The organism is Acetobacter sp. P1H12_c, assembly GCF_018811975.1.
GTDB lineage: Bacteria > Pseudomonadota > Alphaproteobacteria > Acetobacterales > Acetobacteraceae > Acetobacter > Acetobacter persici.
In genome coordinates this window covers 19,582-34,532 of sequence record NZ_JACRVR010000033.1, presented here as the reverse complement: position 1 = coordinate 34,532, position 14,951 = coordinate 19,582, and the positions used below count along the sequence as shown (strand labels likewise).

The 14,951-nt window shown below is 59.2% G+C and carries 16 protein-coding genes; 11 read left to right on the top strand and 5 right to left on the bottom strand.

The features are described from left to right. The 8 genes from KP699_RS13360 to trpS all read left to right on the top strand — a co-directional run. Positions 1-1,213: 1-deoxy-D-xylulose-5-phosphate synthase (locus KP699_RS13360; RefSeq protein ID WP_215762965.1), on the top strand; the 1,213-nt coding region annotated here is incomplete at its 5' end. 4 nt (positions 1,214-1,217) lie between these two features. Beyond that, positions 1,218-1,967, top strand: coding sequence for a TlyA family RNA methyltransferase (locus tag KP699_RS13355; protein WP_215762964.1), 750 nt, complete (start codon positions 1,218-1,220; stop codon positions 1,965-1,967). A 156-nt stretch (positions 1,968-2,123) separates the two neighbouring features. Continuing rightward, the gene (locus KP699_RS13350) at positions 2,124-2,744 is read left to right on the top strand and encodes a hypothetical protein (protein ID WP_025828232.1); all 621 of its coding nucleotides are present in this window, start codon (positions 2,124-2,126) and stop codon (positions 2,742-2,744) included. Between the two features lie 102 nt (positions 2,745-2,846). After that, positions 2,847-4,061 carry a 23S rRNA (adenine(2503)-C(2))-methyltransferase RlmN gene (rlmN, locus tag KP699_RS13345; RefSeq protein WP_215762963.1) on the top strand — a complete coding sequence of 405 codons (1,215 nt, stop codon included), beginning with the start codon at positions 2,847-2,849 and terminating at the stop codon, positions 4,059-4,061. A gap of 114 nt (positions 4,062-4,175) precedes the next feature. Next, positions 4,176-5,417: an argininosuccinate synthase gene (locus tag KP699_RS13340; protein ID WP_215762962.1), complete on the top strand. Its 1,242-nt coding sequence runs from the start codon at positions 4,176-4,178 to the stop codon at positions 5,415-5,417. 43 nt (positions 5,418-5,460) lie between these two features. Next, complete coding sequence (locus KP699_RS13335; protein ID WP_025828226.1) at positions 5,461-5,952, top strand: FKBP-type peptidyl-prolyl cis-trans isomerase; 492 nt, start codon at positions 5,461-5,463, stop codon at positions 5,950-5,952. Between the two features lie 57 nt (positions 5,953-6,009). Further along, the gene (locus KP699_RS13330; protein WP_025828223.1) at positions 6,010-6,480 is read left to right on the top strand and encodes a cytochrome c; all 471 of its coding nucleotides are present in this window, start codon (positions 6,010-6,012) and stop codon (positions 6,478-6,480) included. 37 nt (positions 6,481-6,517) lie between these two features. Beyond that, entirely contained in the window at positions 6,518-7,513 is a 996-nt protein-coding gene (trpS, locus tag KP699_RS13325) for a tryptophan--tRNA ligase (protein ID WP_215762961.1), read from the top strand. A 20-nt stretch (positions 7,514-7,533) separates the two neighbouring features. Here the strand turns inward: trpS and KP699_RS13320 are convergent, their stop codons facing one another. The 5 genes from KP699_RS13320 to KP699_RS16655 form a co-directional block, all read right to left on the bottom strand. Further along, positions 7,534-8,280, bottom strand: coding sequence for a YoaK family protein (locus KP699_RS13320; protein ID WP_215762960.1), 747 nt, complete (start codon positions 8,278-8,280; stop codon positions 7,534-7,536). 3 nt (positions 8,281-8,283) lie between these two features. Next, entirely contained in the window at positions 8,284-8,751 is a 468-nt protein-coding gene (locus KP699_RS13315; protein WP_308164927.1) for an MliC family protein, read from the bottom strand. Between the two features lie 129 nt (positions 8,752-8,880). Next, positions 8,881-10,812, bottom strand: coding sequence for an FUSC family protein (locus KP699_RS13310; RefSeq protein WP_252347061.1), 1,932 nt, complete (start codon positions 10,810-10,812; stop codon positions 8,881-8,883). 90 nt (positions 10,813-10,902) lie between these two features. Then, entirely contained in the window at positions 10,903-11,805 is a 903-nt protein-coding gene (locus KP699_RS13305) for a LysR substrate-binding domain-containing protein (RefSeq protein ID WP_086654686.1), read from the bottom strand. 33 nt (positions 11,806-11,838) lie between these two features. After that, a complete protein-coding gene (locus KP699_RS16655; RefSeq protein WP_215762959.1) occupies positions 11,839-12,744 on the bottom strand; it encodes a DUF4232 domain-containing protein in 906 nt (301 codons plus the stop codon). 176 nt (positions 12,745-12,920) lie between these two features. Between KP699_RS16655 and KP699_RS13295 the strand changes: the two genes are divergently transcribed. From KP699_RS13295 to KP699_RS13285, 3 genes are all read left to right on the top strand, one after another. Then, on the top strand, positions 12,921-13,562 hold the full coding sequence (locus tag KP699_RS13295; RefSeq protein ID WP_212376381.1) for a PadR family transcriptional regulator: 642 nt from the start codon (positions 12,921-12,923) through the stop codon (positions 13,560-13,562). Positions 13,563-13,724: 162 nt separating this feature from the next. Further along, positions 13,725-14,006 carry a SelT/SelW/SelH family protein gene (locus KP699_RS13290; RefSeq protein ID WP_077929716.1) on the top strand — a complete coding sequence of 94 codons (282 nt, stop codon included), beginning with the start codon at positions 13,725-13,727 and terminating at the stop codon, positions 14,004-14,006. A gap of 35 nt (positions 14,007-14,041) precedes the next feature. Continuing rightward, positions 14,042-14,944 carry a delta(1)-pyrroline-2-carboxylate reductase family protein gene (locus KP699_RS13285; protein ID WP_215762958.1) on the top strand — a complete coding sequence of 301 codons (903 nt, stop codon included), beginning with the start codon at positions 14,042-14,044 and terminating at the stop codon, positions 14,942-14,944. The last annotated feature ends 7 nt before the right edge of the window (positions 14,945-14,951 follow it).

The window sequence follows — 14,951 nt, the reverse complement described above, 5'->3', positions numbered from 1 at the left end:
GCTGTTTGAAGAGCTGGGCTTTTACTATGTCGGCCCCGTGGACGGGCATGACCTGCCGCAGCTCGTCGCGATCCTGCGCAACCTGCGCGATACGGATAACGGCCCCATCCTGCTGCATGTGATGACCAAGAAGGGCCACGGCTATAACCCGGCGGAAAAAGCCGGGGACAAGTATCACGCCGTCGCCAAGTTCAACGTCGTCACCGGGGAGCAGAAAAAGGGCCCCGCCGGGCCGCCGTCCTATACGTCCGTGTTCGCCAGGGAACTGGTGCGCCGGGCCGCGACGGACGACAAAATTACGGCCATTACCGCCGCCATGCCCTCCGGCACGGGGCTGGATGCTTTTGCCAAAAACTACCCCGACCGCTTTTTTGACGTGGGCATTGCCGAACAGCATGCCGTGACGTTTGCCGCTGGCATGGCCACGGAAGGGCTGCGGCCGTTCTGCGCCATTTACTCCTCCTTCCTCCAGCGCGCCTATGATCAGGTGATGCATGACGTGGTGCTGCAGAAGCTACCGGTCCGCTTCGCCATTGACCGCGCCGGTCTGGTGGGGGCCGATGGCGCGACGCATGCGGGCTCCTTTGATATCGCCTATCTGGGCTGCCTGCCCGGCATCAGCATCATGGCGCCGTCTGACGAGGTTGAACTGCTGCACATGACGGCCACCGCCGCCGAGTTTGATGAAGGCCCGATTGCCCTGCGCTACCCGCGTGGCAGTGGTCTGGGGCTGGAGCTTCCGGCGGAAGGTCAGGTTCTGGAAATCGGCAAGGGCCAGATTATCCGCGAAATGGGCCGTCAGGCCGGAGCGGAGAAAGGCGGCATTGCCATCCTCTCGCTTGGCCCGCGTCTGGCGGAAGCCTTGAAGGCAGCAGACATGCTGGCCGCACAGGGGCTGGCCCCGACTGTGGCGGATGCCCGCTTTGCCAAGCCGATTGATACGGCTCTGGTGGAAAATCTGGCCCGCAACCACGCGGTGCTGATCACGCTGGAAGAAGGCTCCATTGGCGGCTTTGGCGCGCAGGTGGGCCAGCATCTGGCCCATACCGGCCTGCTGGACCATGTCCGCTTCCGCCCCATGACCCTGCCCGATATCTTCATCGACCATAACACGCAGGAGGCTCAGTACGAGCAGGCCGGACTCACAGCACCCTTCATCGTCAAAACCGCTCTCAGCGCGCTGGGTGTGGCTCTGACGGAGCAGACGGCCTGATCTGATGGCACGCCGTCGTGTTGACCAGATGCTTGTTGACCGGGGGCTGGTTGAAAGCAGAACAAAAGCTCAGGCCCTGATTATGGCCGGGCTTGTGTTCACAGGGGAAAAACGCGTTGCAAAAGCAGGCGACCAGCTTGCTGAGGACGCACCTCTGGACGTGCGTGGGCAGGAGCATCCGTGGGTTTCCCGTGGCGGGTGCAAACTGGCCCACGCGCTGACGCATTTTAATCTTTCTGCACAGGACCGGGTCTGTCTGGATGTCGGCGCCTCAACAGGCGGCTTTACCGATGTCCTGCTGACCAACGGAGCGCGCAGTGTCTACGCTGTAGATGTGGGCCACGGACAACTGGCCTGGAAATTGCGGTCTGACCCGCGCGTCACCGTCATGGAAAAATGCAACGCCCGGCATCTGGACCGCACGCTGATCCCACAGGCCCCGTCCGCCATTGTTTGTGATGCCAGCTTTATCGGCTTGCGGACTGTTCTGCCCGCAGCCCTATCCTTAGCAGCGGATGATGCGTGGGCTGTCGCTCTGATCAAACCTCAGTTTGAAGCAGGCCGTGAGCAGATTGGTGCTAAAGGTGTGGTGCGTGACCCGCTTGTGCATGAGAGTGTCTGCCAGATGATCCATGACTGGTGGAGCACCCTGCCCGGCTGGTCTGTGCTGGGCATCGAAGCCAGTCCGATTACCGGGCCGGAAGGGAACCGGGAGTTCCTGATTGCTGCGCAACGGGTGCCTGTTACTGTTTAAAAAGTCTTTTAGACTTACCGGCTCCCGCAAAAGCAGATCCTTAAAAGATTTTTTATTACTGTCACTTCGGTAAAAACGTGACGAATTGTCACTTTTTCTGCCATATTCTTCAGTAATAACACGTCTTCATAGAAAAATTAAGGAAGCATGCCGCTTATGCGTAAACTCATCATGATGCTTGGTGTTACAACCGGTCTGCTTGGCATCACTGGTGGTGCCGGGGCTGCGCCCCGTCCCTATAACGCTGCTGCCAGCACGCCTGCCGTGCAGGAAAGCGTGACGGAAGCAGGCAGTTCTCTGCTGCGTGGTTATGAACAGGACGGGCTGACACTTCAGGATGACCTGAAAAACCAGACGCTGGTTATTTCCGCAGACCCGGCAACGCTCCATGCCAGCGCCATGCCGTCTGACGGAAACAACCGTTATCGCATTGCCATGCGCGACGTGCTTTCGGCCGCAGCCTCCTACGCTTACCTGTATTTCGGCCTGCATCCGGATGCAGACCATCTTTCTGTTGTGGCCAATATTCAGTCTGACGGGCTCCAGCAGGCCAGTGCCGCAGGCGGCGCGACCGAGGCAGAACAGCCTGCCATGACGTTTGATATCCCCCGCCCGTCTTTTCCGGTTTCAGCCGATACTACGCCGGATGCGTATTCGGCACAGACCATCAGCGCGATTCTGGGCGGTATTGATCCCGCCAAAACCAATATCGCGGCATGGCTGCGCGCCGGGTTGCAAAACACGCCATCCCAGTCCGGTGCGGCCCATACCCCGTAACCGGGCGCAGAAAGATCAGGATTATTTCTCAGGGGTCCGGTGTCTGCCGGGCCCTTCTCTGTTATAAGGGCTTTTTCTCCCCTTCCAGTAGTGGCTCCGTTCATGTCTTCAGGTAATTCTGCTCCTTTCACACCGTCGCACGATGCAGAGGCGGCAGCGGCCCTCAATGCGGAGGAACGGACCCGTATTCTGGCAAAAGCCGCGCTGTTCAGCCCGCCTCCCGCCATGCTGCCGGACGGGCGGCGTGATCTGGTCGGGCTGACGCGTGAAGAAATCACCGATATTCTGGTTGAAATCGGGGAAAAGCCTTTCCGGACCAAACAGCTCTGGCACTGGATCTATCATCAGGGCGTGACGGATTTTACGCAGATGAGCAGCATTGCCAAACCGCTCCAGCAAAAGCTGGCGGAACGGTTTGTTGTGGGCCGCCCGGAAGCCACTACGGTTCAGACGTCTACAGATGAAACACGGAAGTTTCTTTTCCGGTTCCGTGATGGGCAGGAAGCCGAGACGGTCTATATCCCAGACCGGCGGGAAGACCGGGGCGCTGTGTGCATCTCCTCACAGGTTGGCTGCACGCTCTCCTGCACATTCTGCCATACCGGCACCCAGAAACTGGTGCGTAACCTTGGCGCTGCGGAAATTGTGGGCCAGTTTATGGCCGCACGGGATTCCTACCACGAATGGCCGAGCCCCAAGGGGGATACGCCCCGCCTGCTCTCCACCATTGTGCTGATGGGCATGGGTGAGCCGCTCTATAATTACGAAAACATTGCCAAAGCCATGCGGATTATTATGGATGGAGAAGGCATTGGCCTCTCCCGCCGCCGCATAACGCTTTCCACCTCCGGCGTTGTACCGCTGATGGACCGGTGTGGGGATGAGCTTGGGATCAACCTCGCCGTTTCCCTGCATGCCGTGCGCAATGACCTGCGGGATGAAATTGTGCCGCTCAACCGCAAATACCCCATTGAAGAGGTTCTTGCCGCCTGCCGCCGCTACCCGGCAGCCAGCAATGCGCGCCGCATCACGTTTGAATACATCATGCTGCGTGGCGTGAATGACAGTGAGGCCGATGCGCGTGAGCTTGTGCGCCTGATTTCCGGCATCCCCGCCAAGGTCAACCTCATTCCCTTCAACCCCTGGCCGGGCAGCGCCTACCGCCCTTCCACGCGGGAACAGCAGAACAAGTTTGCGGAGATCATCATGGCCGCAGGCTTTGCATCCCCCATCCGCGCCCCCCGCGGGCGGGATATTCTGGCCGCCTGCGGGCAGCTTAAAACCGAAAGTGAGCGCGTCCGCGCCTCGCAAAGCTGATTTTTCTTTATCAGACCGCACTCAACGGGGGATGGGCTCTGGCTCCCTTCCCGCGCTGGTGCTAGGACACTGTTCGAACTTTATTCATTTTACCAGATTCAGGAGACCCGCCTCATGGCCTCTACTGCCGCCAGAAAAGATGTCAAAAAGGTTGTGCTGGCTTATTCCGGTGGCCTTGATACGTCCGTCATCCTGCGCTGGCTGCAGAAGACTTACGGGTGTGAGGTCGTCACCTTTACCGCTGACCTTGGTCAGGGCGAAGAACTTGAACCCGCCCGCAAGAAAGCCGAAATGTTCGGCGTGAAGGATATCTTTGTCGAAGATCTGCGTGAAACCTTCGTCAAAGACTTCGTGTTCCCCATGTTCCGGGCCAATACGCTGTATGAAGGCCAGTATCTGCTGGGCACCTCTATTGCCCGCCCCCTGATTGCACAGCGCCAGATTGAAATTGCGCGTGAAGTCGGCGCGGATGCCGTTGCCCATGGCGCAACCGGCAAAGGCAATGATCAGGTTCGCTTCGAGCTGGCCTATTATGCCCTGCAGCCGGATATCACGGTCATCGCCCCCTGGCGTGAGTGGGGCCTGACATCCCGCACCCGTCTGCTGTCCTTTGCGGAAGAAAACCAGATCCCCATCGCCAAGGACAAGCGTGGTGAAGCGCCGTTCTCTGTGGATGCGAACCTGCTGCACTCTTCATCCGAGGGCAAGCTGCTGGAAGACCCGGCCATTGCACCGGAAGAAATTGTTTTCCAGCGCACCATCTCCCCGGAAGCTGCGCCGGACGTTGCGACAGAAATTACCATTGACTTTGTCAGCGGGGACCCGGTGGCCATCAATGGTGTTGCCATGTCTCCGGCAACGCTGCTCACACGCCTGAACGAACTGGGCAAAGCCAACGGCATCGGCCGTCTGGATCTGGTGGAAAACCGCTTTGTGGGCATGAAGTCCCGCGGCATTTATGAAACACCCGGCGGCACCATCCTGCTGACGGCGCACCGCAGCATTGAGTCTATCACGCTGGACCGCGAGGCGATGCACCTGAAAGACAGCCTGATGCCGCGCTATGCCAGCATCCTGTATAATGGCCTGTGGTTCTCCCCGGAACGCCGCATGTTGCAGGCTCTGATTGATGCGTCCCAGCAGTCCGTTTCCGGCCGGGTGCGCCTCAAACTTTATAAGGGTAATGTGATTTGCGTTGGTCGCGAAAGCCCCAATAGCCTGTATGATACCCGTGTCGTGACGTTTGAAGATGATGAAGGTGCGTATAATCAGGCAGACGCACAGGGCTTTATCAAACTCAACGCGCTGCGTCTGAGACTGGGAGCGCAGATTGGCCGTAATGGCGGCACACTCTGAGCTTTTGGACATCTGTCATTCTTTCTGAATTACCGAGAGGACCATGACCCGTCGTTTCTCCATCACCCCCTATCTGCTTGCGGCCAGCATGGCCGTTTCCCTTACGGCCTGCGGTTCCCACAAGCAGGATGAACCTGAGCTGACCCCGATGCAGCAGCTTGACAAGCTGCGCAGCCAGCCCGGTGTCACGGTGCTGAAGGACGGGCTGGCTTACAAGGTTCTGCAATCCGGCAAGAAAGATGCTGACCAGCCGCGCCCGGGTGACGTCATGATGCTGATCTATGAAGGCCGTCTGCCGGATGGGTCCATTTTTGACAGCTCCGAACAGCACGGGGACGGCGCTTATATGCAGATGCCGCTTGAAGGCCTTGTGAAAGGCTGGATGGAAGCCCTGCCGATGATGCATGTAGGCGATACCTGGATGCTCTACGTTCCGCCCGAACTGGGATATGGCCATAAGGCTATGGGTGTTATTCCGGCCGATAGCCCGCTGATCTTCCGCATCCAGCTGCTGGGTGTTACCTCCGCACGCTAATCCGGAAGACGACCACAACCGGCTCCCTTGTGGAGCCGGCAAGGTATTTTGAACATCATGACGTTTTTCAGACGGCTTTACCCCCGGCTCCTTGCCGCAGCCGGAGCTACGCTTTGCCTGACAGCCTGTACGCCTAAAAGCGGTGCCGGTCTGTATGGGACAAATTGCGGCATCTGCCATCACGGCGGCGATGGTATGCCGGGGGCGGTTCCCCCGCTTGTCGGGCGGGTTGACCGGATTGCCAGCACACCGGAAGGCCGGAAATATCTGGCGGATGTGCTGATGAACGGCGTCAGCGGCCCGATTAAAGCCAACGGCCAGCCTTACGAGGCAGAAATGCCCCCCTTCCGTTACCTGAAGGATGAACAGGTGGCGCAGATTCTGACATGGCTCTCCTCCCGCGGGCAGACCAGCCCCGCCCCGCACATTACAGCAGCAGATGTAGCCGCCGCACGGACCACCCGGAAGTCGGCTGGTATGGTCGCACAGGAGCGGGAAGAGCTGGACCGTAAAGCGCCCCTCCCCTGAATTTTTCCTCTTCCTGACGCAGGCACTGAGTAATCTTATGCAACGTATTTTTTCCGGTATTCAGCCCTCTGGTATTCCGCAGCTTGGTAATTATCTGGGTGCCATCCGCAACTGGGTGAACCTTCAGGCTGACCATGAGTGCGTTTTCTGCCTTGTGGACATGCACGCCATTACAGTGTGGCAGGACCCGGAAAAACTGCGCACCCAGACGCTGACACAGGCCGCCATCCTTCTGGCTGCGGGCATTGATGCCAAGAAGCACATTCTGTTTAACCAGTCCGCTGTGTCCGCCCATGCGCGTCTGGCATGGATTTTCAACTGCGTGACCCGGCTGGGCTGGCTCAACCGTATGACGCAGTTCAAGGATAAAGCCGGGAAGGACCGGGAAAATCATTCCGCTGGCCTGTATGTTTATCCCAGCCTGATGGCGGCGGATATTCTGGCCTATAAAGCAACCCGCGTGCCGGTTGGGGAAGACCAGAAACAGCATCTGGAACTGGCGAATGATATCGCCCAGAAGTTTAATCATGACTACGGGGTTGAGTTCTTCCCGGCTGTGGAAGCCCTGATCCCGCCTGCCGCGGCGCGTGTAATGAGCCTGCGCGACGGCACCAAGAAAATGTCAAAATCTGATCCCTCCGCCCAGAGCCGGATTGAACTGACGGATGATGCGGATACGATTGCCCTGAAAATCCGCCGCGCCAAAACAGACACCGGCGTTCTGCCCGCAGACGCAGCCGGACTGGCTGACCGCCCGGAAGCCAGAAATCTGGTCACCATTTACGCAGCCCTTGCCGATCTGAGCGTGGATGCGGTTCTGGCACAGCACGAGGGCGAAGGGTTCGGCCCCTTCAAACAGGCTCTGACAGACGTGGTGGTGAGCGCCATTGCCCCCATCGCACAGGAAACGACCCGCCTGATGCAGGATGAAGCACATCTGGCCAGCGTGCTGCGCTCCGGTGCTCAGCGTGCACAGGCCATTGCGGAGCCTATTGTTTCTGAGGCCGAAAAAATCGTCGGTTTTCTGAAATAACCCGGCCTCTCCGGGGCCAGTTATTCAGAGGCAGAGCGCCCGGAAGCCGTTACCGGGCGCGCATTGGCCAGAATGCCGGGTAAGGCAAGGGCTATCAGCACAAGCCCGACCCCCAGCAGAAAGAGCGCGGGCCAGAGCGTATAGCCAAAAGCTCCGGCCATGCCGCCCCCGATAAAGCAGGCAATAATTTTGCTGTGCAGACGCAGCCGTTGCACTGTGCGCGCATGCTGGTCCGGATCGACCGGATGCCGTAACGCATCAAACCAGTCTGCCAGCTCTATGCCCAGATCGGTAATCATACCCGTGACATGCGTCGTACGGACGACAGACCCCGAGATACGGGTCACTGTGGCATTTTGCAGCCCCATCAGGAAACTCAGCCCCAGTGGCGGCAGAACGTTATGGCCGGACGGCGGCAGCCAGAAAAGCTGCACCAGATCAAGAGAGGCCAGCAAGACCCCCTCCAGCAGGATGCTATAGGCATAAATGGCTTTTTGCCCATGCCTGCGCCCGGCATTGACCAGAAACGTACACAGCATTGCGCCTGCAAAAAAGCTGACAATCAAGGCCAGACAGGTCAGCACAACCTCTGCCTGCCCTTTTTGCAGCCCGATAGCAAAGGCCGTAACATTCCCCGTCATGTTGGCACAGTAGGACCCGACGCTTAAAAAGCCAGCAACATTGACCGCCCCGGCAACAAGCGCCAGAGAGCAGCCAAGTTGTCGGTCATGCAGGAAACTCCGGCTGCCTTTTTCAAGAAAGAGCATCACTCAGCGCGTATGACGCGCAGATGCCGGATGAGTGGCCTCACAGGTCAGCGGCCTGGTGGCCTCCAGCCCCACTTCCGAGAAAAACGCCGTGTCCCCTTTGCTCCACCATTCAAAACGGTTTGCGGTGTAGCGCGCTCCGGATGCGGCAATCACGTTCGAGAAAACCTGCGTTTCCCCTTCCACCTGCAACACGGCGAGACTGACGGCACCTGCGTTCAGATACGTGACGGACACAAACGGTTTGGGAAGTTTATCAAGCAGATCCTGCGCGCCGGAGCAGCGATAAACGGTGCTGGTTTTCTGCACCTGTGCGGCCGGGTGCAACGGAATAGTCAAGGTGCCAGCGGTTGCGGACTGTGCCGTCCATACACCCCCGGCGCCCACAATTTCCAGCGCAACAAACGCTAGTTCCAGCCCGGCCAGAGCTTTAAAAACAAGACCTTTTTTACCAGTTTTTCTGACGTTCACGAGGCTCACCCTTTCTGCCTGCACCGTGTGCACCAGCAGAAAATGGCACCTTCCCCGTTTTTTTACAAAATCTTCCTGCGGCAGGGCCGCCTGTGCAGCAGCCAACCTTCTCAAGCAACACACCCGCTTTCAGGACAAGCCACCATCCCGGCGCTCAGCGGCAAGAATACGCAGGCTGGTTGCGGCCTTCTGGAGTATCTCCTGTACTTCAAACGGAGCGCCCGACCTCTGGCGCAGCAACCATCCTTCCGTCACCGCAGCCCATGCCGTGGCATCCGCACCTGTCTGCCCCCACTTCCGCAAAAATACCAAAAGCCCCCGCCGCGCGCCTTGCGGCAGAACGGGGTCCTTCGCGACATCCCGCAAAAAGACAATATGCATGCCCATCGTCATGGCGCGAAACTGCATCTGCATATAAGCCAGCCGGACTGGCTGCGGCACGCCCTGCGCGTTCCGTAAAATACGCACAAGGCTGGATGCATTTTCTGAAAGCCACTGATGCACCGTCACTCTGCTGCCGGGAGCCGCCAGAGCTTTCAGCCGCTGCGCCACCCACCGTTCCGTGCGCCGCATGTGAGAGTCCACACGGAAGGGCAGCACAAGGCGATACGTCCAGCCCACAAACGTCACCGCGACCAGAAAAGCCAGAGCGTTGTTCAGAAAAGCCACTTCAGAAAAGCGGCTCTGGTTCCCGGGGTCAATCAGGACCGGCAAAAACATGTTGAAGGAAAACGCATAACCCGCCGTTGCCGGTTTACGGGCCGCAAGCCCGCCAATAGTCATGACAAGCATCAGCATCACAATCAGGACTTCGGGGGCCGTAACCGCAGGCATAATCCAGAACGCATAAATAGCCGCAGCAAAAGCACACCATAAGGCGCCTTTCAGGAACGGGGTGGAGGCGAGAACAGGATTTTCACGCGTAGCCAGCAGGCCATAAACAAGCGCCACAAAGGAAATAAATCCCGCCCCCGCAGGCCAGCCCGTAACCTCCCAGACCAGCCACCCTGCCAGAATACCAAAACAGGCGCGCACGCCATTTTCAACGGCTTCCAGCGCATGACGGCGGGACGTCATTTTAAAACGAAAGCGGTCTCCACGTTCTGGATGTGCGCAGGCGTCAATATGCTGGCGCGCCACATCGTAATCCCCATAAAGGGAGGCCGGGAGCGGCACCTCCTCCTGCCCGGCCTGCGCGTTGCGTTCCAGTAGCGCAACACCGCGTGCGCGGGCCAGCACCATCATCATGGCGGCAACGGCTGCATGTGCGTGGTCCGCCGCATGGGTGCGTGGCCCCATTTCCAGCGCATCAAATTCAATACGGGCATTGGCCGCCATTAAGTCTGTCAGCACCTGCCCCTGTGTCTGGGCATCTGCACGCCCGCTGACCAGATCGGACACGACCTGCCGCACAGTCTGAAACGCCCCATTCAGCCGGTCCAGCAGCCGTTTGCGGGCCTGTGTTTGCAGGGTTGGCATAAACAGCACGGCCAGAAGAGCCTCACACACTACACCCAGAATAATGTAGGTGCCGCGCGCCATGGCGATATCAAATACCTCGTCTGGCTGTGCAATGGCCCCGGTGGCCACAATCGCAGAGGTAAAGCCTGTCAGCACTAAGCCGTAGGCCCGGTAACTTTCCAGAAAGGTGGCCCCGCCGCAGCAGAGACCGATCCACAGCGCGAGGCTACAAAAAAACAGGGCTGATGCCTGTGGGAAGGCCGCAATCAGGGCCACACCAATGCAACAGCCCAGCACTGTCCCCGCAATACGCCACCGGGCCTTGGCCAGACTTTCCCCACGCGAGGACTGCGCGACAACCCAGACCGTCAGCGGTGCCCACTGCGGACTGTCCAGCTCCATCCCCATAGCGATCAGCAGAGAGAGAACAGCCGCCAGAGAGGACCGGACAGCAAAGACTAGATCCATGGCTGAGGGTTCAAGCAGCCAGCTCAGCCTGCTGCGCAGGGGGGCACGCTGGCTGCCCCGGAGCAGTCTGCCCAGCAGACCTCCCTCCGGCCCGGCCATGCTCTGAGCCATCATCACATTATCCCGGCGCATGGCACCCCCTCCTGCACGATGCGGGACAATGCGAAAAACCGGGGGCCTTCGTCCAAATGTTTGTAATGATAAACTTATAAAGCCTGCTTATCAGACCAGATAAATGTCTGCCATGCTGAGTGTCTGCGCAACATCCCAAAGGCGCGTCAGCAGCTTGCTGGTATTGGGCTGGCTCAGCCGCACCAGCCCGACATCGGGCGAGGCACAACCGCTGATGCGCCGGAGCTGGAGGCCTGAAAGCCCGACACGCTCAGGCAACGCCGCCACCGGCAGGATACTTGCCAGACGCCCGCCCAGCAGTTCTGCATGCAGCAGTTCCAGCGCATCGGTTTCCAGCATAACGGTCGGGGTCACGCCAGCATCCCTGAACCCGGCATCCACCAGTTGCCGGCTGCGCATATTGCGGCTGAGCAGACAAAGCGGCAGGGCTGCAAGCTCCTCCCAGCTGCAATCCTTGCCCGCCGGGAGCTGAACAGAGCCAGCCGCTGCCAGCACATGCTGCTCCGCATAGAGCGCACGGGATTCAAACACGCCATCCCCCGGCAACTGGTCCAGATACATAATCCCCAATTGCAGATGATGCTCCCGCAGCATGCGTGTAATATCTGTGCTGGAATAGACCTTCACGTCCACATGCAGTGCAGGCACGGCCGTGCGGAAGCTTTCCAACAGAAGGGGCACAACCTGTATGGCAGGCGGCATGACGCCAATGGAAAGAGAGCCACCGGCAATATCCTGTGCAAAAGCGGCTTCCTGCTTCAGGCCATCCAGCGCGGCCAGTGTCTGCCGCGCCCAGAGCAGGACGCGCTTGCCTTCTTCCGTCAGGCCATAAAAGCGCCGGTTGCGCTGAATGATGGTGATGCCCAGCTCGTTTTCAAGCTGCCTGATGCCGGCGGATAAAGCTGGCTGAGACACCCCGCAGCTTTCCGCCGCACGCGAGAAGTGACGGCACCGGTCCAGCGCAATCAGATAAGTCAGTTGCCGCAGAAACACCGCATACCTCGCACAGTCAGCCTTTTCAGAGAGTTACTGCGCATCCGTATGCGCCTGTAAGGGGCTCTGGTCAAAACTCTGAGGGGACCCGGCAGGCGCACAGATCTGGCCTTTAAAGGGCACCTTTTTCTCCCCCTGCCCGACCTTCAGCACAAGCTGCGCAGGGCGCACACAGTTATGGCTGTCATCAAACACCTCCCCCGAGACCCAGTGCAGTGTCGCCTCTCTGACATCGCCTGCTTCCATGTGAACGGGGACAACATGCTGCCGGGCACTGGCCCCGTGCGGGCCGGGCCTGCGGGACGGCACGCTCTCCCGCCTGAACGCCGGAAGTTTTTTCCCCGCTGCGTCCTGAAACTGCACCAGTGGCACCGGCGGCATGATGCAGGCGGCAGGACCTGTATTTTTGACAACAAGCACTGTGCCAGACTGGGACATGCCATCAAACGCGCCATTCCGGCTGTCCAGCGTGACATCCATCTGCGCGGGCTGGCAGGCAGGAACCTGCCCGGCAGGGGGTGACGGCGCAGCCGCAGCCTCCGTGCGCGTAAAAGGCGTTGCCTCAAAACGCTGCACTGCTGCGGTCTTGGGGTTGAGATGGCAGGACCATCTGAAAGACGTCCAGCTTATGCCGTCCGCGTGCCGGAACTGCCCACGCCCTTCAAGTAGAGACGGGCTGACCAGCACCTGACTGCCCGGCTGATCATCCTGCAAAAAGAACCGGTCTCCCGCGCCCAGCCGCTTCAGCGGCGCACGGGCAGCTTTCTGGCAGAGGAAGGTCGTCATTTTCCAGACCAGACTCTGGTTCTGTACCGCAGTGCGATCCTGCGGACTCCGGATCGCCGCAATCTGACGGTTGATAAGGGCCTGCTCGGCTGGAGACGGCTCAACGCCTGCTGCGCCCTGCGCGAAAGCTGACGGAGCTGAGAGAAACCCCACAAGCGCCAGTCCTGCCGCGCCAGCCGGATAAAAGCTTGATCTGCTACACATTTTTTAATGATGCGAGAGAGTGAAAGCCAGATCAAGCCATCATTCTGCACAAGCCGGATACGGTCTGAGAATTAAATCTAAAAATAAGTCTTGAAATATATCTTAAGATATTTATATCGTAAGACATGATGAACACAGAAAAACACACTCACCCTTTCCATCACTCTCACTATGCCGCAGGACCGCGCGGCGGACACCCTGCCGGGGGTCGCGGCTTTGGCCGTGGTTTCGGGCGCGGGTTTGGACGCGGCCCCGGCGGGGGAGACTTCCCCAGAGGCCGCAAGCTCAGCTCGGAGGAACTCCAGCTTATCCTGCTCGCCCTGCTGGCGGACCAGCCCGCGCATGGGTATGAACTCATTCGTCTGCTGGAAGAAAAATCCGGCGGCTTTTATGCTCCAAGCCCCGGCATGGTGTACCCGGCCCTCACCTATCTGGAAGAAATTGACCACACCTCCGTCACGCAGCAGGGCAACCGCAAGCTGTATAGCCTGACAGATGAAGGACGCGCCTTTCTGGAAAAAAACCGGGAACAGGCCGATGGGATTCTGGAAACACTGGCCCGCATCGGCAGCCGTATGAGTGAAGTGCGGGAAGCCTTTGCCGGTGTGAACGCGGTCGACCCGGAAGCCGCCGATGCCCTGCATCAGGCTCGGCATGCCCTCAAACAGGCAATGATGCGCAAACGGGGCTGCTCACCCGAAGCCCTTAAACGTATCACCCAGATCCTCACCACTGCGGCTGAAGAGATCACAAAAATACCGGAATAACCTCTTGCCCGCAGGCGTAAACCTGGCACGGCTCTCATAATCTGATATGGCCGCACCAGCAGACCGCCTGTAATCCGCCATGTCTCCCGTCTGGCAAAGACCTGTGAGACATGGCATGAAAGACGGGACACGCGTCCCCCTATTTCAAAAAGAGAACCCGGCATGACGCACAGCAAGCCGCGCATCACCCTTTATTACTGTACACAATGCAACTGGCTTTTGCGGGCGGCGTGGATGGCTCAGGAACTGCTGTCCACTTTTGGAGACGCACTGGGCGGCGTCACGCTGGTGCCCGAAAGCGGGGGCCGGTTTGAAATCCATGTGGATGATCATCTGATCTGGGAACGCAAGCGTGACGGAGGCTTTCCCGGCCCCAAAGAACTGAAACAGAAAGTGCGGGATATTATTTCACCCCAGCAGGATCTGGGGCATATTGACCGCTAAGCGTTCCTGCCCCCTCCTGCTGGCCTGTTTGACTGATGAAGCATTATTCCGCCACCCAGACGCGTGAAGCCCTTCCCTTTCCTGATCTGGTCGAGGCACTGGCACAGACCGTTCAGGCCTATGCGAAGGGGGCTGTGATATGCCCCGAACGCAGCATTACGCCTACTCCGCACAGTTCCACGCTTTTGCTGAACATGCCCTCTGTCAGTCAGGATCTTCTGGTTACCAAGTTGCTGACACTCTGCCCGGACAACGCAGGCACGTCCCGGCCGACCATTCAGGGGCAGGTCACCTGCGCGAGCGCCCACACCGGAGAACTGCTTTTTTCTCTGGACGGACCGACCGTTACCATGCGCCGCACGTCAGCCGTCAGCCTGCTGGGTATCCGGCTTCTGGCCAGAGGTCCCGTCCGTCGTGTGCTGATGATCGGCACCGGCACACAGGCGCGGGCCCATTGTGAGGCCTTTGCTGCGCTCTATCCACACATCACGCTTGTTGTACGCGCCCGCAGCCCGGAAGGTGCGGCTGCCTTCTGCCAGCAACAGGCAGATCTGCCGTTAGCCATCCGGCCCGAACAGCCGGACGAGCCGCCTTTTGACGTCGTCCTGACCGTAACCAGCAGCCGGGAGATTTTATATGACGGCCCCCCAGACCCAGCGTGTCTGGTTATCGGCGTGGGGGCCTTTCAGCCGGATATGATTGAAGTCGGGCCGACTATCGTCCGGAACAGCGTTGTCTATGTGGATGATCCGATTGGCGCACCGGGGGAAGCAGGGGATCTGATTCAGGCCGGGATTGACTGGAAAACCGTGCGGCCACTGGCCTCTGCCCTGCGTAATTCTCCCCCCGCAGGGCGACCTGTCTTTTTCAAATCTGTCGGGTGTGCCGCGTGGGATCTGGCGGCCTGCCGCGTTCTGGCTCCGCGCCCGGCCCCCTGAAACCCGA